The following is a 23,640-nucleotide window of genomic DNA, read 5'->3' on the forward strand; positions in this document are numbered from 1 at the left end:
TCGCGGACGTGCCCGTCCGCGAGGCAGCCAACGCTACTTTCAGGGAACGGACGCGAAGGCCGGGCCCTGCTCGGGCGCGGGATGCACCGAGTTGTCATTCCCACCCGGCCGGCCCAGTCCCTTGTGCACCGCCGGAGCCGACGCGTTCACCGGCCCCACGTAGAAGACCCCGTGGTAGCCCGCGTCGTTCGTGCTGCTCCACTGGTGCACGAAGAAGCGGTCACCGTTGTCGCGGCCCTTCGCCTGACGGATGCCGCAGTCCAGCTTGTCCTGCACGCCCTTGCTGTCCACCGCGCAGATCCACGCCGAGCCGCTGTCGTACGCCATGTCCAGCGCCACCACGTCGTCCAGCGCCTCACTCAGCAGCTTGCCCATGGGCTTGTACTTCTTGTCCCACGGCAGGCCCTCCTCCGTACGCGCGTGGATGTTGCCCGACAGCACCATGTAGAAGCGATTCCGCGCCGACTCCACCTGGTGCTTCACCGTGGCCGCCATCGCGTCCTCGCGCGCCTGGCCCTGGCCCTTCGGATGGTCGAAGACGAAGGCGTCCACGTCCAGCCCCCGCGAGCGAAGCTGGCGCAGTTGCTCCAGCATGTTCGCCATCGCCTCGCTGCTGCGGCCGTCCGGGTACGGGCTGCGCCAGAAGGGCGCGTCCATCAGCTTCAGCCAGTCCTCCTCCGCACCGGCGCTGTCCAGGAAGGTGTCCACCCGCGTCTGGCTCTCCAGCGGCAGCTCCAGACCCACCGTCACCGGCACGCCCGCCACCGCCGCCTGACATGCCGCCTGCGCCACGAAGCGCGGCACCTCACGCGTGCCGTGCATTTCACCCAGCAGCAGTACCCCACCCTTCTTCGCCTGCTTGCCCAGGCCGATGATGGGCAGGCCGCACTCGATGGCCATCGCGCTGGGCGCCTCCTTCGCCGTGGGCGCCTTGGCCACCTGCACCGGCTTGGGCGCGTTCTCCTCCTTCATCAACTTCGGAGCCACCGCCTTGAACACCCGCCACTCCATCAGCAGGTCGCGCGAGCTCTGCGCGGACGCAGCGAGGAAGGAGTTGTCGCCCTGCGGCTCGTCCAGCATCGCCGCCCAGTCCTCGGGGCTCGTGTTGGGCGAGGAGAACTCGTCTCCGGTGGCCGGCCCGCCGCTCTCGCTGGCGCCGGAGGAACCCGAGCCTCCCCGGTTCACACCCCAGTCCAGCTCCCTGCCGGCCTGGGACAGCGTCGTGTTGGCGCTCTTGGTGACGCGGATGACCCAGAGCTTGCTCTGCGTGGGGGACTCGCGCTTGCCCAGCACGAGGTAGCGGTGCCAGAAGCCGGCGATCTTCGAGCCGCCGAACTCCTGCCGCCAATCCGTCTCCAGCACCATGCTGCCCTTGTCCTCGCGGAAGGGCATGTTGTTCTCTGTGAAGAACTGGCGCACCTGCGGCCACATCTCTTCCAGAGGGCGCTCGTAGATGGCTTCCTGGTCAGGGACGTCCAAATCGCCCATGCGGGCCGCACAGCCCGTCCCCAGGCATGCCAGTACCGCCACCACGTAGACCCACGAACGCATTCGCTACCCCTCCACGAGAGTCAGTCTCGGGAGGGGAAACGTGACCAGGACTCCGGCATATCGAGTGAAAGGTCAGGCCTGGGCCTCGGACCCCTCGTGGACGGCGGCACGGGCCTGCTCCCAGGGCCGGGTCCGGACGGCCTCGCGGACCCACATGACGTGGCGCCGCTCGTCCTCGCGGTGCTTCTCGATGAGGGAGCGCACCTCCGGGCGCCAGTCGAACCGGAGGGCCAGGTCGTAGGCGCGGTTGGTGTACTCCTCGTTGCCCAGCATCGCCACCAGCGCGGCCTCGGTGCCCATCATGCTGGTCATCGCCGTCAGGCCCTTCATCGCTGCGCCCTTCAGGTCCGGGCGCAGCTCCACCGGCTCGCCGCCGAAGTGGCTGATGAGGGTGTTCAGGTCCTGAACGTGCCGCATGTGGTCGATGCGGAAATCGTTGAGCCGCTCACGCACCAGGGGCTCCTGGATGCGCGCGAGGGCGGCGTCGTACGCGCCCACGGCATCCGCGTCGAGCTGGGCCAGACTGCGCAACCGGGCGACTTCAGGGTTCTCGGCCATGTCGACCTCCTCGTGGCGGGACCCGGCCAATGTGAGAAGGCTCTTCCCGGCAGCCAAGCCGTCCCCCGGGAGGAGCCCCCGTCAGGCTCCAGGGCAGGCAGGCAGGTAGCGGAGGGAGGCCGGACGGGCCATGCGCACCTTTGACCCGCAACTCATCCGCCGGAGGGAACGCAATGAAGAACGAGGACCTCGCCACCACCCGCTTCGAGAGCGCGACCAAGCACATCCCATCCATCGGACTGCTGGGGGTCGCGCTGGGCTCCGTGGTGGCCAGTGCGACGCTGATGGCGCTGGGCAAGAAGCAGGCGGCGCTCTTCGTGGGCCAGTGGGCCCCGACCGTGGTGGCGTTCGCCATCTACAACAAGATCGTGAAGACGTTCTCCGCGCCGTACGACGAGGAGCAGCGCGCGAAGCACGGCGACAACGCGTCCCTCATCAAGTCCGCGGACGAGCTGCGCCGTCAGGAGAGCGTGCGGCCCTTGAGCTGAGGCCTCCCCCCGCCCCTCCTCCTTCGGGCCGGAGGGGCGGGTCGCGGTGCCCGGGCGCGCTCACTCACGCATGGACGGGACGGGCACTCTCCCCGGCCGTCCGCACGCGGGAAGTCCCGCGCTGGCGGCGGTGCTTGAAGACGATGAGGATGCCCACGAAGGCGTTCAGCAACATCAGGGCGTTGGTCACCACGAACACCCAGTTGCGCACGATGATGCTGTAGATGGTGAAGCCCGTGGAGGCGGTGATCTGACCCACGAAGAGCCACTTGGACACGCCTTCACTCGAGCCGGACTTCCACTGCTTGTAGACCTGCTTGCCGATAGTCAGAACCAGGACGAACGAGCTGAACCAGCCGATGGCTTCGGACCCCATTGACCCTCCGGGCAGTGACGATGCGCACGACCCGGCCCGTGGTGCACCCGCGCCCGCCCGCCTCCCCTCCCTGCGTCCCCCGACGCGGAACATGCAACGGGCGCCGGAGCCCCTACTCTGAAAGATGAGGGGTGCGCAGTACGCACCGACACGCGTCCCGGACCCGGTCTCTGTGGGGCCCGGTTGGCTGGCGGCTCTCCGGACAGTGGGTGGGGGCCCGGGGCGCGTGCTTCTCTTCCATGCCGCTCAGCGCGGGATTTGCCGGTGGCACGCTGGATGCCAAACGTCCAACCGTGAGCCGAAAAAATCCACGCCTCGAGACCTACCGCAGCAAGCGCGACTTCCGTCTCACGCCCGAGCCGGCGCCCGACTCCGGCGCCCGCGAGCGCAAGGACGGCGCGCCCCTCTTCGTGGTGCACAAGCACGATGCCACGCGGCTGCACTACGACCTCCGGCTGGAAATCGACGGAGCGCTGGCGAGCTGGGCGATACCCAAGGGCCCCAGCTACGACCCCGGCGAGAAGCGGCTCGCGGTGGAGACCGAGGACCACCCGCTCTCCTACGCCGGGTTCGAGGGCCACATCCCCGACGGCGAGTACGGCGGCGGGGACTCGCTGCTGTGGGAGCGTGGCACCTTCGACACCGTGCCGCCCGGGCAGGCCTCGGAGCAGCGCGCGAAGGGGCGCCTGCTGGTGGAGCTGCGCGGAGAGAAGCTGAAGGGGCGCTGGCACCTCATCCGCACCCACCTGCGCGGCAGCGGCAAGAAGACGCAGTGGCTGTGCTTCAAGGCGAAGGACGAGACGGCGGACCCCGACTACGACGTCACCACCGAGCGCCCGGAGTCCGTGAAGAGCGGCCAGGTGGAGACGCATGGGCCGGTGAGGCGCGGCCGCAAGGCGCGCGCGCCCGAGCCCGCGGAGGCAGCCCCCACCGCCCGGACGAAGCGCGCGGCGAAGGGCCGCGTGAAGGCCGCCCCCCGCACGCCGGAGGCGCTGCTGGAGCGCGTCTGGCCTCCCATGCTGGCGCGGCTGTCGACGCAGGAGGAGGCCAGCGACGCGACGCACGTGTACGAGGTGAAGTACGACGGCTTCCGCGCGGTGGCGTCGCTGGTGGGCGGGAAGCTCGCCTTCCAGAGCCGGCGGGGCAATGACCTGTCGGCGCGCTTCCCCGCGCTGTCCGAGGCGCTGCGCGCGCTGGGGACGCGGGACGCGGTGCTGGACGGCGAAATCGTGGCGCTGGACAAGAAGGGCCGCTCGCGCTTCCAGCTCTTGCAGAACCAGTCCGGCGTGGAGCAGCGCTACGTCGTCTTCGACGTGCTCTGGCTGGACGGAGAGGACCTGCGGGCCCTGCCGCTGGAGGAGCGGCGCGCGCGGCTGGAGGGGCTGCTGGAGGACGTGGAGTTCCCGCTTCAGATTTCGGAGCGCCTGGAGTTGCCGCTGGCGAAGGCCATGGCCACCGCGCAGCGGCGCGGGTGGGAGGGGCTCATCGCGAAGCGGCGGGGCTCGCCGTACGTGGGCACCCGCTCGGATGACTGGCTGAAGCTGAAGGTGGTGGCGGGCCAGGAGGTGGTCATCCTCGGCTACCTGCCCATCCAGAACGAGCGGGCGGAGACGGAGATTGGCGCGCTGCTGGTGGGCGTGCACGACGAGGACGGCTTCCACGACGTGGGCAAGGTGGGCACGGGCTTCTCGTCGAAGGACCGGCGCGCGCTGCGCCAGCTCCTCGACAAGGACCGTGTGAGACAGCCCATGGCGGTGGACGCGGAGCCTCGCAAGCACGCGGTGTGGGTGAGGCCGAAGCATGTGGCGCAGGTGCACTTCACCGAGTGGACGGAGGATGGCCGGCTGCGGCACCCCGTCTACGAGGGCCTGCGCACGGACAAGAAGCCCCTCGAGGTGGTGCGCGAGAAGCCGGCCCCGGTGGCGCGCACGGCGCCACGGCGCGGGGCGGAGGAGACGGACATGCCGGAGGCGGTTCGGAAGCGCGTGCGCCCGGTGCGGGAGGGCACGCTCGGCAAGGGGGCGCGGCGCGCTCCCACGGCCCTGGCGGCCCGCACGGCGGCGGTGCGCGGAAAGAAGGACGCGGAGGCGGCGGAGACGGCGGTGGGCCGCGCGAAGCTGACGCACGGCGACCGCGTGCTCTTCCCGGACAGCGGCTTCACGAAGGCGGACGTCTTCGCGTACTACCGCGAGGTGGCGCCGCTGATGGTGCCCGTGCTGGAGGACCGGCCCATCTCCGTCCAGCAGTGGCCCGCCGGCATCCAGGCCCCGGGCTTCTTCCGGCACGAGATGTCCGGCATCCCTCCATGGGTGCCCACGCTGCGCGTGCGCCACGAGGAGAAGACGCTGCGGCACGTGAATGTGAAGGACGAGGAGCCGCTTTTGTGGCTGGCCAACCAGTCCGCGCTGACGCTGCACATGTGGCTGAGCCGCGCGCCCCGGCTGGCGCAGCCGGACTTCCTCGTGCTCGACCTGGACCCGGGCAAGGGCGGCTGGGCGGACGTGGTGACGGTGGCCCTGGCGCTGCGCGAGAAGCTGGAGGCGTACGGGCTGCGCGGCTATCCGAAGACGTCCGGCAAGCGCGGCCTGCACGTGCTGGTGCCGCTGACGCAGGGGCACACCTACGCGCGGACGCAGGCCTTCGCGGACCGACTGGTGTCGGAGCTGGAGGCGGACCTGGGCGACATCGCCACCACGGAACGCGCCATCAAGAAGCGTGGCGGGCGGCTGTACCTGGACGCGGGGCAGAACGCGCGCGGCAAGACGGTGGTGGCGCCCTACTCGCTGCGCGCGAAGGACTGCGCGCCCTTCTCCGCGCCCGTGCAGTGGAGCGAGGTGACGAAGAAGCTGGACCCCGCGCGCTTCAACCTCAAGACGCTCCGCAAGCGGCTCGATGCGGTGGGGGACCTCTTCGCCGAGGCCATGAAGGACCGGCAGACGCTGCCGGAGTGACTCCATCGAGGAGCTGGATACCCGGCACCGGCGGCCAGGCCGCCGCGTCGACCGGCGAGGGCCGGCAAGCTTCCGAGGAATGGAGGTTCCGTTCCGAGGAGGGCGCCCGGGCTGGCGGGCTTCCGCGAAAGGGAGGTCCCGTTCCGCGGAGGGCGCCCGGGCTGGCGGGCTTCTGCGGAATGGAGGTTCCGTTCCGAGGGGGGGCGGCCCGGGGCTGACAGGCTTGCGCGAAAGGGAGGTTCCGTTCCGAGGAGGGGCGGCCCGGGGCTGACAAGCTTCCGCGGAATGGAGGTTCCGCTCCGAGCTGGCCCGGGGCTGGCGGGCTTCCGCGGAATGGAGGTTCCGTTCCGAGGAGGGCGGCCCGGGGCTGACAGGCTTCCGCGGAAGGGAGGTTCCGTTCCGAGGAGGGACGGCCCGGGGCTGACAAGCTTCCGCGGAATGGAGGTTCCGCTCCGAGGAGGGACGGCCCGGGGCTGACAAGCTTCCGCGGAATGGAGGTTCCGCTCCGAGAGGGGCCCGGGGCTGGCGGGCTCCCGTGGAATGGAGGTTCCATTCCGAGGGGAGCGGCTCGGGGCTGGCGGGCTTCCGCGGAATGGAGGTTCCATTCCGAGAAGGGCGGCCCGGGGCTGGCGGGCTTCCGCGGAATGGAGGTTCCGTTCCGCGGAGGGCGGCCCGGGGCTGGCGGGCTCCCGTGGAATGGAGGTTCCATTCCGAGAAGGGCGGCCCGGGGCTGGCGGGCTTCCGGCGGAATGGAGGTTCCGTTCCGAGGGGGGCGGCCCGGGGCTGGCAGGCTTCCGCGGAATGGAGGTTCCGCTCCGAAGAAGTGCGCTGTCCTGGGCCAGCGGGCGCGCCGCATCAGGCCGTGCATGGAGGCGGGCGCGGTGCTAGTCCGACGCGCCGCATGTCCTCCGCTCCCGTCACCGGCCCCGCGAAGCCGGGAGGCCCGCTGAAGATCGCCCTCGCCTACTGCACCTGCTTCCTGCTGTGGGGCTCCACGTGGTCAGTGGTGAAGGTGGGTCTGGAGGACCTGCCGCCCCTGCGCTTCGTGGGCATCCGCATGCTCGTTGCGGGGCTGGCGCTCCTGCCCTTCGCCCGCGCTCGCGGCGCGTCGCTCGGCTCACGGACGGGCTGGAACATCGCGGGGCTGGGACTGCTGCAAATCGCCCTTCCCTTCGGCCTGCTCTTCGTCGGGCAGCAATGGATTCCCTCCAGCTGGGCGGCGCTGCTCTTCTCCACCTTCCCCATGTGGCTGCTGCTGGTGGGCCGGGTGATGATGCCCGAGCAGCGCCTGACGGGACGCAAGCTGCTGGCCGCGGGGCTGGGCGTGGCGGGCGTGCTGGTGCTCCAGCACTCCGGGCTGGGCGCGCTGGAGGTGTCGGGGCGCGTGCTGCTCGGGTGCCTCCTGTGCCTGACCTCGGTGGCCGTCATCTCCGTGGCCAACGTGCTGGCCAAGAAGCACATGGGCCACGTGCCCGCGCACGTGCTCGTCTTCGGTCAGACGTTCAGCAGCGCGCTGCCGCTGCTCGCGCTGTCGTTCCTGCTGGAAGCCGGCCAGCCGATGAACTGGTCGACGCGCTCGGTGCTCGCCGTGCTGTACCTCGCGCTGTGCGGCACCGTGCTCACGTACCAGTGTCTCTACTGGCTGCTGCCGCGAATCTCGCTCGCGGCGCTGGGGGCCATGGCGCTGCTGGACACGCTGGTGGCGGTGGTGCTGGGCGTGGTGTTCCTCGACGAGCCCCTCACCCTGTCGCTGCTCCTGGGCGGCGCGCTCATCCTCGGCGGCGCCGCCATCGCCAACCTCATCCCCGCGGACGAGCGGCCCCGGCCGGACGCGACGGCCACCGGCGAGGCCAACGCGCGCTGAGCCGTCAGCCCGTGCGTCCCACCCGCGCCGCGCGGTGCTGCTCAATCCACGCGCGGGCCTGCTCCACCGTGTCCACGTACACCATGTCCAGCGGCTTGCCGCCGCTGAGCATGGAGCCCACGATGAGGCTCTTGGTGGTCACCTTCTGGTCCAGCCCGGCGCCGATGTAGATGAGCCCGAGGAACCAGTCCGCCTTCGCGTGCTCCACGAGGTAGCGGCGCGACTCCGGGCTCAGGTGCGAGCCGGTGATGTCCGCCGCGAGGTAGAAGCGCCCGCCCTCGGACCTCTCCCGGTACACGCCGCAGGACCATTGCGACGTCTCCAGCGTGACGGCGCCCCGGAACCGCGCCCACAGAATGTCCGGGGGCTCCACCCACGCCCGCTGCTCCCCGTATTCCCACTCCCCTTGCCGTGACATGGAACTCCTACGCTTGGAACGGAATGATGATAGGCCCGTTCCACTGCGGAAGACCACCACGTCACGCCGGCCTTGTCAGAAGCCGAGCGGGAGGACGAAGGCCGTGCCGTTCTGCGTGCCGGAGCGGTAGCTGCGGGGCGCGCCGACGAGGAGCATGGGCGGCGTCGCCCCACCGCCGGGCATCAGTGCCACGTCTTGTCCGAGAGCACCGCGCTCCGAACCATCCCCCACGACCATGAGGAATGGGGAAAGCGCGCCCACCTTGTCGCGGCCCCCGGCATACAGGAATACCGCGCCTCCACCGTCGGAAGCGTCCGAGGCACCCGGCGCGCCCACCAGCAGGTCCGGCACGTTGTCGCCGGTGAGGTCTCTTCCGCCGGCCAGGGACGCGCCGAAGCTCACCGCGCGGGTGCGGTGGACGAGCGTCACCGGCGTCACCCCGTCGCTCAGCGCGCCAATCACCAGCGGCTGCCCCGCCGTCTGGAGGCTCTGCATCTTCGTCAGCAGCTCCGCCTTGTCGTAGAGGAGCACCACCGGCTGCGTCACGCCCCCGAAGGGGATGCTGGAGGCGCTGATGGCCACGAAGTCGCGCGTGTCGTTGAGGAACCGGCCGGCGCGGGTGATGGCCACGCCCAGGCCCAGGTTGGCCAGGTTCTTCTCGCTGTCACCGGCCAGCCGCAGCACGGTGGGCGTGGTGCGCGAGCCGCAGCGCGCGCCGCTCGCGTCGTAGCCGAAGAGGATGGCCACGCCGGAGCGCGTGCCCTCCGCGTAGCGCCAGGCCACCTCGTCGCAGTTGTCGCCGTTCAGGTCCCCCAGCGACGCGGGCACGGACGTCTGGAGCTCCATCGTCGGCCACGTGTAGTCCGGGGTGCAGCTCGCGGTCAGCTTCGCCAGCGAGGCGTCCTGCGGCGTTCGGCCCAGGTACAGCTCGAAGCCCTTGTCGCGCAGGACGCCGAGGTCTTCCTTCCCGTCGTTGTTGAAGTCGAAGCCGCCCACCAGCCCGCGGCCCACGCTGGTGCGCTTGCAGCGCGAGTCCGTCTCGGGCGTGCAGTTGGGAATCTGCGCGGGCGGGGCCCACAGCCGGTACGCCGGCTTGAAGGTGCCGTCCGTCTGCCCCAGCGACACCAGCACGCCGCCCAGCGTCTGGCTGCCGGTGGTGGCACACCCGGCGGGGAGGCCGGCGTAGGTGCTTTCGAGCTCCGCGGTGGAGTTCGTCGTGCCCGGCACGTAGAAGCTCGTGGCGCCCACGGCCATGTCCGGGCGGCCGTCGCCGTTGAAGTCCGTGAAGGCCACGTCCGCGCCCACGCCGCGGCCCGCGCGGCTCGGCGACGGCGCGCCCTGCTCCGCCACGAGGGAGGCGGTGGGCTTCGTGGCGTCGTACACGTAGGCGCGGCCGATGGACAGCGCGTCACCGTCGTTGTTGGAGCCCGCGCCGGACCAGCCCGGCGCGCCCACCAGCGTCACGGGGCCCTGGGGGCCCAGGGCCATCGCCACCACCTCGCCGTAGCGCTCCACGCTCGGCTTCGCCGGCACCCTGGCGCTCGTGCGCGTCCACTCCGTCAGCGACGCACCCGCGCGCCGGTACAGCTCCACCCGGCCGGTGAAGGCGCCCTGCTCCGAGGAGGCCCGGCCCGAGAAGGCCACCAGCGCCTCGCCTCCGGGCAGGTTCCACGTCGCCAGGCCCGAGCCCAGCGTGTCCGACTTGCCCGGGCCCACCAGCGAGACCAGCGGCTTGTTCAGCACGGCGCCCTTCGTCAGCGTGGCCAACGGGTACACCAGCACCTTGCCGCTCCAGCGCAGGGCGTTGTTGGCGCCGGGCCCGGAAGCCTTGGGCGCGCCCAGGAGCAGCTCCGGTCCCGGCACGCCGTCCACATCCATCACCGCCCAGCTGCGGCCCGCGTTGATGCCGCCCGCGTCACCGTAGATGCGCGCGAAGGCCTCCTCGAGCGTCACCCGCGGCGGCGTGCCAGGCGGCTCGCCCGTGGGCTTCCGGTCGCTCAGGTCGAACAGCAGCGCGCCGCCCGAGTCGCCGCCGGACTGGACGCCGCCGCTGGAGCGCAGGTCCGGGGAGTTCAGCCCGTCCGCCACGGCCATGAGGAGCGGCGGCCGCGCGCCCTCGCCGGGGATGGCGGCCAGCCGCCACGTGCCCTCGGTGGTATCTCCGGTGTTGCCCGGCAGCACGTACACGTCCGGCGAGGCCCGGAAGCGCGAGCCGTCCGCGCGCGCGAAGAAGACGGAGACGGCCACCTGCGAGCCGTCCGCGGTGCCGTCGTCCTTCCAGCGGGTGATGCGGCCGAGCGCCGCCAGGTCCACGCGGCCGTCCGCGTTGAGGTCCGCCACCACCACCGCGCGCCCCAGGTCCGAGCTGCTGCGGGACAGGAGCGCGCCGTCGCGCGACAGGTCCGAGCCACCCAGCCGCATCGTCGGCAGGTCCGGCACCGGGCTGCTGGGCTCGGACAGGTAGATGTCCACCGTGCCGCGCTTGTTGATGGCGGTGGTAGGAGACAAATCTCCCGCTGGCGCGCCCGCCACCAGGTCCAGGTCTCCATCCCCGTCCACGTCCGCGATGGCCAGGCCCGCGCCGAACGCGGCGTCGCGCAGCAGGCCGGTGAGCTGCTGGCGCAGCGGGGCCGGCGTGCCGCCCTTGAAGGTGTAGAGGTACACGGCGCCCGCGTTGCTGATGGCCACGTCCGCGCCCGGCGAGGACACCACCAGCTCCGCGCGCCCGTCCCGGTCCAGGTCGCCCGCCGCCAGCACGTCACCGAAGGCCGCCGTGTCCGTGCTGCCGGTGAGCACCCACGTGGGCTCGGCCGGCAGGCCGTCCGGGCCGCCCTTGAAGATGAAGACGGCGCCGCCGCTCGGGCGGGACAGGTCGCTCTCGCGCTGGCCCACCGCGAGGTCCAGCGTCCCGTCGCCGTCGAAGTCCGCCGTCACCATGCTGGCCACGTCGGTGAGGCGGCCATGCGCCAGCCCCGGCCGCGTCAGCTCGGTCAGCACGCGCACGGACACCTGGGCCGTCTGCTTCGTGAAGGGGTCCGTCACCGACAGCAGCGCGACGCCGGTGTCGCCCGGCGCGAAGGAGATGCGGCCGTTCGCCAGCGTCCCGGGGCCGGACACCTTCGTCCACGTCACCCGGTCCGCGCCACCGCGCGTGGCCAGCGGCACCGAGGAGCCGGAGGGCACCGCGAGGTACGCCGGGTCCCCCAACAGCCGCGCGCCGGTGCGGACCTCGTACTGCAAGAGCGCCTCGTCCCCCGTCCGCGAGTCGCGCACCGTGAGCAGGTCCGTGCCATCGCGCGTGCCGGCCGTGTACACGCCGTCCTCCGTCAGCGTGCCCCCGGAGCCGCTGCGCGTCAGGGTGTACGAGGGCGAGCCCAACAGCCCGTCCACGGCGACCTGGAACGAGGTGCCCGGCGGCAGCTCCGCGCGCGCGGGCGCCACGTCGAAGGCGGCCACCACCGTCACGCTGGCGCGCGCGTCGCCGGGGCACTTCGCGTCCTCCACCACCAGCGTGTCGGTGGCGGGGGTGCGGCCCGCGACGAAGCGGTTGCCCACCACCTCTCCGGAGGAGCCACCCGGCTCCAGCAGGAAGCGGTAGTGGCCGCTGCCGCCGGAGGCCGCCAGCGACACCGGGGTGGACACGCGCACGCGCGCGGGCTCCACGGTGAGGGCCAGCGGCGGCAGGCCCGAGCACAGGTCCACCGTGGGGGTCAGCGGCACCACGCGCGCGGTGTCCAGCTCATCCGAGCAGGACGCGGTGAGGAGCGCGAGGAGGGGGGCCGCGCGGGTCAGTCGAATCATGTGGGGGTACCTCGAGGGGGTACGTCAGGGCCTCGCGCCGGACGCGGCCCAGCGCTGGATGCGGGTGATGAGCTGCGGGTCCATGGGCCCGTCGGCGGGCATGCGCTGGTCCCTGACGGAAGCGGTGATGAGGGCCGCGTTGGCCTTCCACAGCTCGTAGGTGTTGAGCGCCCGGGCGGGGCCGGTCTCGTGGCACTGCTTGCAGCGCGACTCGTAGATGGGGCGGATGTCCGCCGCCCAGCTCAGCGGCTCCGTGGACAGCGGCTGGTAGTCGAAGGGCACCGTGCGCTTCGCCTCGGTGCCGTCCTCGAAGCGGGCCACCACCGCCACCACGTGGCGGCCGGCGGACAGGCCCGCGAAGGAGTACGCCCGGTGCGTGCCATCCGCCTCCAGGCCGCCGAGGCTGAACTCGGGGCCGGTGGTGGGCACGTCCTTGCCATCCACCTGGAAGAAGACCTGGGTGGGCGCCGTGCCCGGCGGCATCACCGCGCGCACGACGAGCCCGTCCTCCACCACCTGCATGCCCTGGTACAGCCCCAGCACGCGCGGCACCGGCGCGCGGCTCACCGCGACCGCCCTTCCGCCGAGCCGCACCCACGCGCAGCCGCTCTCGTCCACGGCGAGGAAGTCGAAGTCGCCCGTGTCCAGGTCCGCGGCCCGGCCCCACGTGTTCGTCTCCGCGTCGTGGAGCAGCAGCGAGCCGCCGGCCTTCGCCCACAGGAAGCGGCCCGCGCCGAGGATTCGCGAGGGCCGCTCGTCCAGCTCCACCCGGCGCCAGCCGTCCCTGGAGCGGCGCAGGAGTCCCTGGTTGGTGAGCAGCCACAGCTCACCGGGCGAGCCCACCCCGGGGCCGAGGCCGGCGAGCGACTCCACCCCCTCGCCCTCCTCCAGCGGAGCGTTCGCCTCGCGCACCTGGTACGTGGTGGCGCCGGTGGCCACCGCCACGTACAGCCTGCCCTCGCGCAGGAACCAGACGCCCGGCGAGCCCTCCGCCGTGGGCGCCGCCGCCAGGGAGGTGATGCCGGTGAGCGGACCGCCGCCCGCCTTCAGCGCGGCCAGCGTCCCTTCCTGCAGGCGGTACAGGCCGCTGGTGTGCGCCAGCCACACCGCGCCGTCCGCGGACTGCGCGGTGCCGATGATGCTCCCTTCCGCCAGCGTGGTCCGCCACGGCGGGGCGATGACCCAGCCGGACTCGGCCAGGAACAGGCCGTTCTCCGCCTTCACCAGCGCGCTGTGGGGCCCCAGCCGGAAGACGGCCTCCACCCGGCCCGCGGCCACGGTGTTGCCCGGGTGCGGCGCCAGCGCGCCCAGGGAGCCGTCCAGCCGCAGCCGGACGAGGCTCCCCGCGGCGCTGACGAAGACGCCACCGCCGGACTGGTCCGCGAAGCCCGGCGCCTGGGCCAGCTCCGCCTTGGCGGGGACTTCCGTGGGGCGGAAGTCCCCGGGCCGGGGCTTGTCCTCGGGAACGGAGCCCTCGCCGCACGCGGTGGACAGCACGGCGGCGAGGAACAGGGGGACGACGGACGACACGGACCTCTGAAGCATGCTCATGCGGATGACGGCTCAGGCGAGGATGGGGCGCAGGGGTTCCACGCGGGTGATGCTGTAGTCGAGTCCCGCCGAGGCCAGCACCGTGGCGATGACGTGCTCGGGGAAGATGTTCTCGCCGTTCGGGTCCGCCGCGCCCGTGCGCAGGTCGAACGTGCCCGGGGACATGCCGATGTCACCGCTCTTGCCGAAGACGAGGTTGTGCTTGAGGCCCGCGCCGATGAGCAGGCACGAGTTGCACAGGTGGTGGTCTCGTCCACCCGAGGCGTTGATGAGCGGCGTGCGGGAGAACTCGGAGAACACCAGGATGGTGGTGCGGTCCAGGAACTTGCCGCCCTTCGGGTGGTCGCTCTCGCGCAGGTCATCCACGAGGCTGGCCAGCGCGTTGAAGCCGCGGCGCTGGTTGTTGGCGTGGGTGAGCTGGGTGCCGAAGTGCGTGTCCAGGCCGCCGGTGAGGTTGATGGTGACGCACTGGGCGATGCCCTTCTTGAGCGCGGTGCCCACCAGCGCGGCGCGGCCCCGCTCGCCATCCACGGAGCCCTGGTCCGTCAGGCCATAGCGCGAGCGGACGGCGGCCATCTCCGGGGTGTTCGCCAGGAAGTTGAAGGCCTGGTCCAGCCCCTGGGACTGCACCAGCCGCATCTGCTCCTGGCTGTTGGCGTAGGTGGTGCCCACGCCGCGCGCGCCGTACGCCGCCTGCTCGCACGTCACCGGCTCGCCGCGCAGGTTGATGAGCTGGTTCTCCAGCTCGGTGTCCAGCCGGTTGCTGCTGGCCCTGAGCGTCAGGAGCAGGTCGTCGCGGCGGCTGACGCGCAGCGCGTTGGCGTAGCCCGGGTACCGGTCGTTGTACGACTCGACGTTGTAGGAGATGGACGGGATGGGCACCGTCGGGCTCATCTGCCCGACGATTTCCGTCGCCGTGGACGAGCCGCGCGCCGCGCTGCCGATGGGAATCTTGCCGGTGAGGAAGTACCGGTAGCCCACCTCGTGGCCCAGCGTGTTCATGTTGATGCCGCGGATGACCGTCATCCGGTCGTAGTGCTTCGCGAGGGCGTCGCCCACCGCGGGACCGAAGTCGATGTTGGAGCGGGGCTTGCCAACCATCTCCGCGGGGAGGATGGGCCGGTCGCGGAAGTTCGAGTCGTTGATGAGGTTGTAGCCGGGCAGAATCTTCGTCTCGGACGCGCGGTCCGCGGTGAACTCGTCCGGATCTCGCGGGTCGAAGGCCAGCAGCTGGTCCCAGCCGCCGTTGAAGTAGACGAAGACGAAGCAGCGGTCCGCGGGGGCCAGCTGCGCGGCCTGGGCGAAGGCCCGGAAGGGGATGCCCCCCAGCAGGGTGGAGCCCATGAAGCCGGCGGCGGCCTTGAGGAAGGTGCGGCGCCCGGGGTGGGGGTTCTCGTCGTGGCGGTTCTTCTTCATCGCGGGAACTCCGAGCGTCAGTAGGTGATGAAGCGCGGGTCGGTCAGCATGGCGATGCACACCAACGCCAGGACCTGGTGCCGCGGCTTGGGGTTCGCGGTGAGCGTCTCCACCCGGGTCGCGGCCTGGGTGAAGAGGCCCACCCACTTCGTCAGCTCGTCACCGGACAGCGGCGAGCCCCAGAAGCGCGTGGAGTTGTAGACGAGGAACTCGCGCACCTGCGCGTCCGTCAGCTTGCGCAGGTCTCCCCACGTCCCGGGCAGGGTGCGGCTGAGCGTGCGCAGCGACGGGTCCGTCTGGGTCACCTCCACCTTGGCCTGCTCCAGGCACGTGTAGCGCGCGCCGTCCTCCAGGAACTTGGCGAAGACGAGGTTGGGCTCGGTGTTCTCGCTGGCCACCAGCGCGTAGTCCGCGCGGCCCAGCGACGTGGCGCGGGCGTCGATGCCGTCGTTGCCGGGGCCCGTCCACCTGCGGCCCACGGCGTTGAGGATGGCGGCGTCGAGTTGCGCCACGGTGAGGCGGCGCGGCTGGCGTCCCACGCTGCCGCCCTGGGCCTCCGGGTCCGGCAGGGGCTCGAAGTCACCGGGCTGGTGCGGGTTGGGAATGGGCTCCAATTGGCCGTCCAGCGGCGGAGCCACCGGCTTCTCCTCCGACTTGGAGCAGCCGGCGGAGGCGAGCGCGAGCAACGCGGCGGAGAGTACGAGGCGGCGCATCAGTCAATCCTCCGGTAGGCGTCGGTCATCACCACCCGCTCGATGAGCGCCTTGAGGCGGTGGCCGCTCTTCGCGAACTCCTGCGACAGCGGCGTCAGGTACATGCGCTGCTCCTCCGCCGACATCGGCCGGCCGAGGAACTCGTTCCAGATGCGCTTGACGGTGCAGCGCTCCAGGTCACCCGACTGCATCATGCGCTGGACGAGCAGCTGCGGACCGGCCTCGATGTTCTGCTCCTCCTCCGGCGTGCGGTAGAGGTACGTCTTGAGCATGCCCAGGCTGCTGGCGCCGTCGCCGTCGTACGCCTGCATGATGTACTGGCTGCACTCGCCGCCGCAGCTGGTGTCGCCGTTGAGGGCGCAGTCGCGGCACTTGGGGTCGAAGCGGGGGAACTGGTCCGGCGACAGGAACTGGGCGGTGCGCTCGGCGTAGCGGCCCCAGTGCGCGCCGGTGGGCTCAATCGTCGCGTGGCAGTAGTTGCAGCCGCAGCGCACCGCGAGGTTGTTCTCCCGGTTGCAGGAGTCCTCGGGCGGGGGCAGCGAGGCGTCTGCGGGCGGGGCGAACGTCTTGCAGAGGAAGGCCTCGTAGAAGTGGTTCACCCGCGCGCGGTGCGTGGGGAAGCGGAAGAGGAACGAGGGCGTGGTGAGCACGCCGGCGTGCTGCGCGTCGCGCGTGTACTCCACCCAGGCGCCGTCCTCCTCGTAGGGGACGACGGGCACGGCCTCCATGGCGGTGGGCGCGGTGACGTTGAAGACGCCCACGCCCTGCTTGTTCCGGAAGAGCTCGGACAGGGTGCCATTCACGTAGGAGCGGCGCGTGGTGAGGATGTTGAAGTACGGCTCGTCGCGCCGCACCACGGACTCGGCGATGCGCAGCGGCTCCTCGTTGAAGGCGTTCACGCGCATGGTGTGCACGCTGCGCACGTTCTGGGCGGTGATGTTGTTGCTCTCGCAGCGGTTGAAGCGGTCGCCGCAGCCGCACGTCCGGTCGCCGGTGAAGCGGGCCGTCTCGCAGGACGCCCGGGTCCAGGGATTCTCAACGCGGTTCTGCGCTTCAATCGCGCACACCCGGACGGGGTTGGGCATGGTGGTGACGGCGGTGGCCCAGTAGGGCTGCGTCTTCGCCACCACATAGCCCTCGCGCTGGATGCAGCCGCGCGTGGGCATGTAGTTGCCCTTGATGCCGTCGCGCCAGTCCAGGTCCAGCGTGCAGCGCTTCAGCTCGGTGAGGGACGGCCGGGAGGCGGGGTTGGGGTGCTTGAAGACGACGATGCGGCCGTTGGCGTCCACTTCCTGCACCGTCAGCGCGGCGGTGGCCGCCCGGTCCGGAGACGGGATGCAGATTTCATGGACCTTGTCCGCGCCGCGCACGTCGCAGAAGAAGAGGTACTTGCCCCAGGCGGTGCTCGTCTTGAGCGCCTCGCACGTGGTGACGGCGTTGGTGCCCGCGGTGAACTCGGCCACCGGCGTGCACTTGTGGAGGTTCTCGTCGTAGTCGAAGGTGACGGGCATGGGGACGCCATGGTCGTCCCGGCACTTCGTCACGCGCGTGCGCAGGGGCTCCGCATGCTTGTCCGGCTGGTCGAACGTGAGGCAGGAGTCCTGCTCCACGGCGGCCTCGCAGCCGATGTTGTTGATGCCGCGCAGCGAGGCGGCCGTGTTGTTGCTCAGCACCAGCGGGCTGGTGTCCGTGCCCAGGCCGCTCATGCGCGAGTTGCCGTTGTCGAAGACGCTGGCGGAGATGTTCGAGCGCAGCAGGGCCCGGTGGTACGAGCGGATGCGGGCGTAGAACTCTTCCTTATTCATCAGCGCGCGGATGTCCTCCGCGGTGATGGAGCCCTTGGCCTGGATGGCCTTGTACTCCTCGTAGGTGGGAGGGCGCCCGAGCAGATCCAGCGACAGCTGACGGAGGTGCCGCTCCAGGGGCACCTTCTCCACGGGCGCACAGACGGCCGCATCGTCCTGAGCGGCGGCCGGTCCGGCCAGCAGGAAGGCGGCGCCGGCCAGGGCGGCAAGGCAACGCACACGGTCCAACAAAGGGGACCTCCGAGAGGGGGGGTCGGGGGTGACCAACTCCGAGTATGCTGGAATTTCAGATTGAAGATCAAACGACTGGTCAACATTTGCTACTCCGACATGTATGACGGAGTCGTTCCTGCAAGGGCGTGGCGGTTGCAACGGGAGACGGGCCGCGAGAGATAGAGCGCATGTCGAACGCCGCTCCCGCCCCGCTGCCGGCCCGGGTGAATGACCGGGCCTTCTACGTGTTCACCGCCGTGGTCTCCGTGGCCGCGCTGTCGCTGCTGGCGTGGCTGCTGCTCATCCGGCGTGGCGGAGCGGATGCGGGGGTGGATCTGCGCTTCCTGCCGGCGGTGAACGCGGGGCTGAACGCGACGGCGGCGACGATGCTCATCGCGGGGTGGGTGGCGGTGAAGCGCGGGGCGCGGCGGGCGCACCAGTACCTGATGGTGGGGGCCTTCGCGGCGTCGGCGCTGTTCCTGGTGTGCTACCTGGCCTACCACTACGTGCACGGGGACACGCGCTACGTGGGCGACTGGCGCGGGCTGTACCTGAGCATCCTGGCCAGCCACGTGCTCCTGTCCATGTCGGTGGTGCCGCTGGCGCTGGTGGCCTTCTACTTCGCGTGGCGCAAGGAGTTTACCCGGCACCGCAAGGTGACGCGGTGGCTGGCGCCCATCTGGGTGTACGTGTCGGTGACGGGCGTGGTCATCTTCTTCATGCTGCGCGGCAGCATGCCGGCGGTGCCGTAGTCACTGCGGGGACGTGGCGGGGTTGGCGCCGGACGCGTCCGGCACGGAGGTGGTGGGCGGCAGGCCGCGCGGCAGGCTCACGGTGAAGGTGGTGCCGCGGCCCAGCTGACTCTCCACGTGGATGGTGCCGCCGTGCAGTTCCACCAGGCGGCGCGCGCTGGCCAGGCCCACGCCGCTGCCGGAGATGTCCGGGGCCACGTTGCGCCCGCGGTGGAAGCGCTCGAAGACGAGGGGCAGGTCCTCGGCGGGGATGCCCACGCCCTCGTCGGACACCTCCAGCCGGATGCGGTCCACCGGGGCGCCGGGCTCCACGGCGAGCAGCACCGTGACGGTGGTGCCCGGGGCGCTGTACTTCACGGCGTTGCCCAGGAGGTTCTCCAGCACGCGCTCCAGCGCCCGGGCGTCCCAGTCACCGGTGAAGTCGCCGTCCTCCTCGCGCAAGACGAAGCGGTGCCGGGCGGAGGCCTCCATGGCGTGCACCTTGGAACCCACCAGGGCGCGCAGGTCCAGGTGCTCGCGGCGCAGGGGCTGCACCTCGCCGCGCGTCACCTCCAGGAAGTGGTCGATGAGCTCGCCCATGCGGTGCGCGGCGCGGACGATGTGCTCCAGGCGCGACTCCTGGGAGGTGTTGAGGGTGCCCTGGGGGAGCTGACGGCGCAGCAACTGGGCGTTGAAGGCCATGATTTGCAGCGGCCCCTTCAGGTCGTGCGTGGCCATGGCGAACAGCTCGTCGCGCACGGCCAGCGCCTCGCGGGCGGCGCGCTCGGCGTGCTCGGCGCGCTCCCGGCGCTCCTCCAGCTCGCGCGTCATGCGCACCGTGTCCACGGCGGCCTTGAGGCTGCGGCGCAGCCGGTCCGCGCTGTAGGTCTCCTTGACGAGGTAGTCCTGGGCGCCGGCCTTCATCGCGTCCACCGCCACGCGCTCGTTGCCGCTGCCGGTGAGCATCACCACCGCGGGGACGGCACCGGGCAGGCGCGCCTGCAGCTCGCGCAGCAGCCCGATGCCCGTCATCCCGGGCAGGTGGTAGTCCACGAGGACGACGTCGAGCGGCGCGGCGACGATGCGCGACAGGCCCTCCTCCGCCGACGTGACGGACTCCAGCTCCCAGCGCCGCTCCTCGTCGCGCTCCAGGGCGCGGCGCACGGCGAGCCGGTCCGCCGGGCTGTCGTCGATCATCAGCACCCGCAGGGCCCTCATGAGGATTCCCCTACGTCGGGCAGCCGGGCCGCGCTGAGCCAGAAGGCCTGGAGCGCGCGGGCGGTGGCCTCGAGCTGCTCACCGGGCTCCGGCTTGAAGAGGTAGCTGTTGGCCCCGTCCGAGTAGGCGCCCTCCACGTCCAGCTGGTCCTGCGAGCTGGAGAAGATGATGACGGGGATGCAGCGCAGCCCCGGGTCCGCCTTGAGACGGGCGAGCACCTCGCGGCCCCCCATGCCCGGCATGTGCAAGTCGAGCAGCACCAGCGCCGGCCTCACGGCGTCCGTATAGCCGCCGCGCTGGTAGAGGTAGTCCAGCGCGCTCTCGCCATCCCGCACGCGCACCAGCGGCAGCGGCGTGGGCAGCCGGCGGGCGATGCGCGCCATGGCGACCGCGTCCGCGTCGCTGTCCTCCACCAGCAGCAGGGGGCGCGGCGCGCTCATCGCGGCCCCCGGCCCAGCGTGAAGTAGAAGGTGGCGCCCTGCCCTGGCGCCGAGTCCACCCACAGCTCCCCGCCGTGCAGCCGCACCAGGTGGCGGGCAATCGCGAGCCCCGCGCCGGAGCCCCCGCCATACGCGTGCGCGGGGTGCAGCCGCCGAAACATCTCGAAGATGGTCTCGTGGAACGACTCTGGAATGCCGATGCCCGGGTCTCTCACGAAGAAAACGTAGGGCGCGCCGACACGGTCCGCCGCCCCCGGACGCGCCTCGCCCGGTCCGAACCAGCCGAGCTCCACCCAGTGAGGCTCGGCCGCCTGGTACTTGGCCGCGTTGGAGAGGAGGTTCAGCCAGACCTGCCGGACGCGCACTGCGTCGCACGCCACGCGGGGCAGGCGGCGGGACAGGCGCACCTCGACGCGTCCCTCCTCCAGGCGCGTGGAGAGGGTGGCGAGCACCTCCTCCACCACCTCGTGCATGTCCACCTCGCCCCAGGCCAGCTCCAAGCGGCCCAGGCGGCTGAACTCGAAGAGGTCGTCCAGCATCTTCTGGGCGCGCCTGGCGAGCCACAGCACCGACTGGAGGTGCTCGCGGCCCTCGGAGTCGAGCGCGTCGCCGTGGTCCTCCAGGAAGAAGGAGGTGTACTGCTGGATGCCGCGCAGCGGCTCCTTGAGGTCGTGTCCCACGGTGCCGCTGAAGGACTCCAGCTCCGCGTTGGAGCGGACCAGGGCGCGCGACAGGCGGGACAGCTCCGCGGCGTGGCGCAGCACCACGCCCACCAGCGCGCCTCGGAAGGACTCCGCCGCCTCCACGTCCGCGGGCGTCCAGGGCGCGCTCGCGCCGCGCACCTCCTCGCGCCAGGCATCGAAGGAGCCGCGAGGATGCAGCCGCGCGTGGCCGGGCTCCGGCTCCGCCGGCTTGCGCGGGTTGCCCGCCCACGTCACGGTGCGCGCCACCTCCGGGCGGAACCAGAGGACGAAGCGCGAGGCTTCCGGGTCCAGCCGCACGGCCAGCAGGCCCGCGGCCACGTCCGCGCGCGCGGCCAGCGGCGGGAAGCGCGCGCCCAGGCGCTCCGTGTGGAAGGCGGCGCCAGCGCCCGCTTCCGTGGCGAGCCACGCGCCCAGCGCCCGCACCTCGTCCCCGGAGGGCGTCTTCCCGAAGAGGAGGGGCGCCTCGCCGGCCTCGGCGTCGAGCACGTCGCCGAGCAGCAGCGCCACGCCGGTAGCGCCGGTGAGTTCCAGCAGGAGGTCGCGGTGCGACTCCAGCGCCGTCGCGAGCGCGGGGCCCTCCCCCAGCCGGGTGACGAGCTGGCCCTGGAGGTCGGCGCGGCGGGCCCGCGCGGCCTCCCTGGCGCCGCGCTCCTCCGCGGTGAGCTGGAGGGACAACAGCCGCGCGAGCACCTCGCAGGCCTGGCGCCGCGCGGCGGACACGTGGCGTGGCGCCAGGTGGTGGCAGGCGATGAGGCCCCACAGCGTGCCGTCCTTCAGGAGCGACACGGAGAAGGAGGCACCCACGCCCATGTTGCGCAGGTATTCGATGTGCACCTCGGACACGCTGCGCAGGGCGGCGCCGGACAAATCCAGCGGGCGGCCCGAGCCCGGCGCCACGGGAGGCACCAGCGCCACGGGCCGGGCCCCCACGTCCGCGATGAGGCGCAGCGGGTTGAGCGTGTAGAGGGCCCGGGCCTGGACGGGGATGTCGCTCGCCGGGAAGTGCATGCCCATGAAGCTGTCCACGCCCTCGGCGCGGCTCTCGGCCACCACCTCGCCGTGCCAGTCCGCGTGGAAGCGGTACACCATGACACGGTCGAAGCCGGTGAGCGCGCGCACCGCGTCCGCGGTGGACTGGAGGAGCGACGACGTCCCCCGGCCCGCGGACAGGGGCGACACGAGCTGGTGCACGGCGGCGAGCGCGTCCTCGTCGGCCCTGGCGTCCTCGCCGGTGAGGGGCTCCAGCTCCAGCACCGTGAGCCCATCACTGTCGTGCAGCAGCGCGGAGCAGGGGCGGCCGGACACGGAGACTCGCACGGGGCCGGCGGCGGTGCCGACGCGCACGCGGCCGAGGTTGGGCGTGTCGAGCACGCGGGTGATGGACTGGCCCAGCAGCGCCTGGGGGGACCGGCCGAGCAGCGGCTCCGTGTTCGCGCTCACCACGGCGATGGTGAGGTCCGGCGGCCGGAAGGCCAGCAGCACGCCGTGCGGCTGGACGCCGCCGAGCAGGTGGATGGGCTCGCGGTCGCACTGCGAGAGGTCGAGCTCAGGCGTGGGGGGAAGCATTCGCCGTCTCCCGCGCCAGCCAGGCGCCGAATGCCTCGAAGGTGTCCTGCGCGCCCTTCACCACGCGCGCGTCGAAGTCGCTGGAGGAGGCCTCGGCCGCGGCCTGGGTGAGGGCCTGGCCGAAGGCGCGCCACATGGGGCCCACTTCCTCTCCATAGGCACTGAAGAAGGCGAACGGGCCCACGGGCACGTCCGCGAAGCGGCGCCGCAGGTGGCGGAGGATGAGCTGACCTCCGAGGGTGGAGCCCTCCAGCACGTAGAAGCACCCCAGTGCCTCGGGCAGGCCGGGCAGCTGCGGCAGCTGTTGGCAGCGGGGCAGCCGCGCGAGCGAGGCCGTGTCATGGCCGAGCGCCCGCAGGTCCTCCTCCAAGAGCGGCACCTTCCAGCGCTCGTGCGCGCGCAGGGCGGGCACGGCTCCCTCCAGCCAGGCGGACAGCTCCGCCTCCAGCGGGACATAGAAGCCGTGAAGTGCCTCGAGGTGGCGTCGGTAGCCGCCGGGCGTCAGGTCTGGCTCCATCAGGCGGACCGCGGCCTCGGTGCGCTCGTGGTGGGGACGCGTCTCCGTCTTCAGTCGCTGCAACAGTGACAAGGTGGTCGGAAGATGCTCCCAATCTCACAGGGTGGGAACCCGGCATCCTTCGCGAGTGTCCACCTGGCTACCCCCCGCCTGTCCTGACGGTTCCCCTGTTCACTGGTGGGCGCAGGCGGCTGGGACCGTGGGTTCGAATGAACACGGTCAGGAAACCGGAGCGCCATTCGACTCTCGGGGCCATGCGAATCCTGACACTCGATACGGTGCCCGCGGGCACGTGGCCCTACCAGTCCGCGGCGCCGCGCGGTGGGGCGGAGGTACGGCACTTCCCACTGCTGCGGGGCACGGTGGACGTGTTGCCGGAAGGGCTGGATGCCCTGCTGGTAATGTCGGACCTGCAAGGCGTGGCGCCGCACGCGCTGCGTGACGGGGCCGTGGCGCTGCTGGGCGAGGTGCTGGCCGACACGCTGGCGGAGCTGGGGGAGTACGGCGACTTGCCGCTGCCGGCGAATACCGGCGTGGTGCTCGCGGGAGATTTGTACTCGGACGAGACGGCGACGGTGCGTGGGGCGTCGGGGGACGTGCGGGCGGTGTGGAGTGCCTTCGCGACGCACTACCGCTGGGTGGCGGGCGTGGCGGGCAACCACGACACCTTCGGGAGCGCGCGGGAGCAGCAGCGCTTCCGCCGGCAGCCGGGGGTGTACCTGCTGGATGGAGAGGTGGTGGAGCTGGATGGACTGCGGG

The 23,640-nt window shown here is 71.7% G+C and carries 17 protein-coding genes and 1 pseudogene; 5 read left to right on the forward strand and 13 right to left on the reverse strand.

Going from position 1 to position 23,640, the window contains the following annotated elements:
* Positions 1 to 39 precede the first annotated feature (39 nt).
* Both HG543_RS14575 and HG543_RS14580 read right to left on the reverse strand, forming a co-directional pair.
* Positions 40 to 1,551, reverse strand: coding sequence for a TraB/GumN family protein (locus HG543_RS14575; protein WP_169345361.1), 1,512 nt, complete (start codon positions 1,549 to 1,551; stop codon positions 40 to 42).
* Positions 1,552 to 1,623: 72 nt separating this feature from the next.
* The gene (locus HG543_RS14580; protein ID WP_169345362.1) at positions 1,624 to 2,109 is read right to left on the reverse strand and encodes a demethoxyubiquinone hydroxylase family protein; all 486 of its coding nucleotides are present in this window, start codon (positions 2,107 to 2,109) and stop codon (positions 1,624 to 1,626) included.
* 173 nt (positions 2,110 to 2,282) lie between these two features.
* Here HG543_RS14580 and HG543_RS14585 point away from each other — a divergent pair, with 173 nt between their 5' ends.
* Positions 2,283 to 2,597: a hypothetical protein gene (locus HG543_RS14585; protein ID WP_169345363.1), complete on the forward strand. Its 315-nt coding sequence runs from the start codon at positions 2,283 to 2,285 to the stop codon at positions 2,595 to 2,597.
* Between the two features lie 64 nt (positions 2,598 to 2,661).
* On the opposite strand, the gene HG543_RS14590 is transcribed toward HG543_RS14585, so the two are convergent.
* Positions 2,662 to 2,973: a PQ-loop repeat-containing protein gene (locus HG543_RS14590; RefSeq protein ID WP_169345364.1), complete on the reverse strand. Its 312-nt coding sequence runs from the start codon at positions 2,971 to 2,973 to the stop codon at positions 2,662 to 2,664.
* A gap of 293 nt (positions 2,974 to 3,266) precedes the next feature.
* Here HG543_RS14590 and ligD point away from each other — a divergent pair, with 293 nt between their 5' ends.
* Both ligD and HG543_RS14600 read left to right on the forward strand, forming a co-directional pair.
* Positions 3,267 to 5,924 (forward strand): DNA ligase D, encoded by a 2,658-nt coding sequence (ligD, locus tag HG543_RS14595; protein ID WP_343073354.1) that lies wholly within the window; start codon positions 3,267 to 3,269, stop codon positions 5,922 to 5,924.
* Between the two features lie 901 nt (positions 5,925 to 6,825).
* Positions 6,826 to 7,788: a DMT family transporter gene (locus HG543_RS14600; protein ID WP_169345366.1), complete on the forward strand. Its 963-nt coding sequence runs from the start codon at positions 6,826 to 6,828 to the stop codon at positions 7,786 to 7,788.
* Between the two features lie 4 nt (positions 7,789 to 7,792).
* On the opposite strand, the gene HG543_RS14605 is transcribed toward HG543_RS14600, so the two are convergent.
* From HG543_RS14605 to HG543_RS14630, 6 genes are all read right to left on the reverse strand, one after another.
* A complete protein-coding gene (locus HG543_RS14605; protein WP_169345367.1) occupies positions 7,793 to 8,206 on the reverse strand; it encodes a hypothetical protein in 414 nt (137 codons plus the stop codon).
* Between the two features lie 75 nt (positions 8,207 to 8,281).
* Entirely contained in the window at positions 8,282 to 12,007 is a 3,726-nt protein-coding gene (locus HG543_RS14610; protein WP_169345368.1) for a VCBS repeat-containing protein, read from the reverse strand.
* Positions 12,008 to 12,031: 24 nt separating this feature from the next.
* Positions 12,032 to 13,558 (reverse strand): hypothetical protein, encoded by a 1,527-nt coding sequence (locus HG543_RS14615; protein ID WP_169345369.1) that lies wholly within the window; start codon positions 13,556 to 13,558, stop codon positions 12,032 to 12,034.
* A 12-nt stretch (positions 13,559 to 13,570) separates the two neighbouring features.
* Complete coding sequence (locus HG543_RS14620) at positions 13,571 to 14,974, reverse strand: DUF1501 domain-containing protein (protein WP_169345370.1); 1,404 nt, start codon at positions 14,972 to 14,974, stop codon at positions 13,571 to 13,573.
* 17 nt (positions 14,975 to 14,991) lie between these two features.
* Entirely contained in the window at positions 14,992 to 15,687 is a 696-nt protein-coding gene (locus HG543_RS14625) for a hypothetical protein (RefSeq protein ID WP_169345371.1), read from the reverse strand.
* On the reverse strand, positions 15,687 to 17,720 hold the full coding sequence (locus HG543_RS14630; RefSeq protein ID WP_169345372.1) for a DUF1585 domain-containing protein: 2,034 nt from the start codon (positions 17,718 to 17,720) through the stop codon (positions 15,687 to 15,689). Before HG543_RS14630 ends, HG543_RS14625 begins: the two co-directional genes overlap by 1 nt.
* 173 nt (positions 17,721 to 17,893) lie before the next feature.
* On the opposite strand from HG543_RS14630, the gene HG543_RS14635 reads away from it, so the two are divergent.
* Positions 17,894 to 18,457 carry a DUF420 domain-containing protein gene (locus HG543_RS14635; RefSeq protein WP_169345373.1) on the forward strand — a complete coding sequence of 188 codons (564 nt, stop codon included), beginning with the start codon at positions 17,894 to 17,896 and terminating at the stop codon, positions 18,455 to 18,457.
* Here the strand turns inward: HG543_RS14635 and HG543_RS14640 are convergent, their stop codons facing one another.
* The 4 genes from HG543_RS14640 to HG543_RS14655 are packed head-to-tail and all read right to left on the reverse strand — an operon-like array spanning position 18,458 to position 22,953.
* Complete coding sequence (locus HG543_RS14640) at positions 18,458 to 19,654, reverse strand: hybrid sensor histidine kinase/response regulator (RefSeq protein ID WP_169345374.1); 1,197 nt, start codon at positions 19,652 to 19,654, stop codon at positions 18,458 to 18,460.
* A complete protein-coding gene (locus HG543_RS14645) occupies positions 19,651 to 20,094 on the reverse strand; it encodes a response regulator (protein WP_169345375.1) in 444 nt (147 codons plus the stop codon). The genes HG543_RS14640 and HG543_RS14645 overlap by 4 nt, the downstream gene beginning before the upstream one ends.
* Complete coding sequence (locus HG543_RS14650; RefSeq protein ID WP_169345376.1) at positions 20,091 to 22,364, reverse strand: ATP-binding protein; 2,274 nt, start codon at positions 22,362 to 22,364, stop codon at positions 20,091 to 20,093. The genes HG543_RS14645 and HG543_RS14650 overlap by 4 nt, the downstream gene beginning before the upstream one ends.
* Entirely contained in the window at positions 22,345 to 22,953 is a 609-nt protein-coding gene (locus HG543_RS14655; RefSeq protein ID WP_246357021.1) for a biliverdin-producing heme oxygenase, read from the reverse strand. Before HG543_RS14655 ends, HG543_RS14650 begins: the two co-directional genes overlap by 20 nt.
* A 182-nt stretch (positions 22,954 to 23,135) precedes the next feature.
* Here HG543_RS14655 and HG543_RS14660 point away from each other — a divergent pair.
* A pseudogene (locus HG543_RS14660) lies at positions 23,136 to 23,640 on the forward strand (metallophosphoesterase family protein); the annotation flags it as partial.

Origin of the sequence: Pyxidicoccus fallax, from assembly GCF_012933655.1 — a bacterium.
Classification (GTDB): Bacteria; Myxococcota; Myxococcia; order Myxococcales; family Myxococcaceae; genus Myxococcus; species Myxococcus fallax.

Coding starts and splice junctions, on each gene's coding strand:
- HG543_RS14610 (WP_169345368.1), bottom strand. CDS start 12,007: ATGATTCGACTGACCCGCGCGGCCCCCCTCCTCGCGCTCCTCACCGCG.
- HG543_RS14605 (WP_169345367.1), bottom strand. CDS start 8,206: ATGTCACGGCAAGGGGAGTGGGAATACGGGGAGCAGCGGGCGTGGGTG.
- HG543_RS14640 (WP_169345374.1), bottom strand. CDS start 19,654: ATGAGGGCCCTGCGGGTGCTGATGATCGACGACAGCCCGGCGGACCGG.
- HG543_RS14575 (WP_169345361.1), bottom strand. CDS start 1,551: ATGCGTTCGTGGGTCTACGTGGTGGCGGTACTGGCATGCCTGGGGACG.
- HG543_RS14645 (WP_169345375.1), bottom strand. CDS start 20,094: ATGAGCGCGCCGCGCCCCCTGCTGCTGGTGGAGGACAGCGACGCGGAC.
- HG543_RS14625 (WP_169345371.1), bottom strand. CDS start 15,687: ATGCGCCGCCTCGTACTCTCCGCCGCGTTGCTCGCGCTCGCCTCCGCC.
- HG543_RS14585 (WP_169345363.1), top strand. CDS start 2,283: ATGAAGAACGAGGACCTCGCCACCACCCGCTTCGAGAGCGCGACCAAG.
- HG543_RS14600 (WP_169345366.1), top strand. CDS start 6,826: ATGTCCTCCGCTCCCGTCACCGGCCCCGCGAAGCCGGGAGGCCCGCTG.
- HG543_RS14615 (WP_169345369.1), bottom strand. CDS start 13,558: ATGAGCATGCTTCAGAGGTCCGTGTCGTCCGTCGTCCCCCTGTTCCTC.
- HG543_RS14650 (WP_169345376.1), bottom strand. CDS start 22,364: ATGCTTCCCCCCACGCCTGAGCTCGACCTCTCGCAGTGCGACCGCGAG.
- HG543_RS14635 (WP_169345373.1), top strand. CDS start 17,894: ATGTCGAACGCCGCTCCCGCCCCGCTGCCGGCCCGGGTGAATGACCGG.
- HG543_RS14590 (WP_169345364.1), bottom strand. CDS start 2,973: ATGGGGTCCGAAGCCATCGGCTGGTTCAGCTCGTTCGTCCTGGTTCTG.
- HG543_RS14580 (WP_169345362.1), bottom strand. CDS start 2,109: ATGGCCGAGAACCCTGAAGTCGCCCGGTTGCGCAGTCTGGCCCAGCTC.
- HG543_RS14620 (WP_169345370.1), bottom strand. CDS start 14,974: ATGAAGAAGAACCGCCACGACGAGAACCCCCACCCCGGGCGCCGCACC.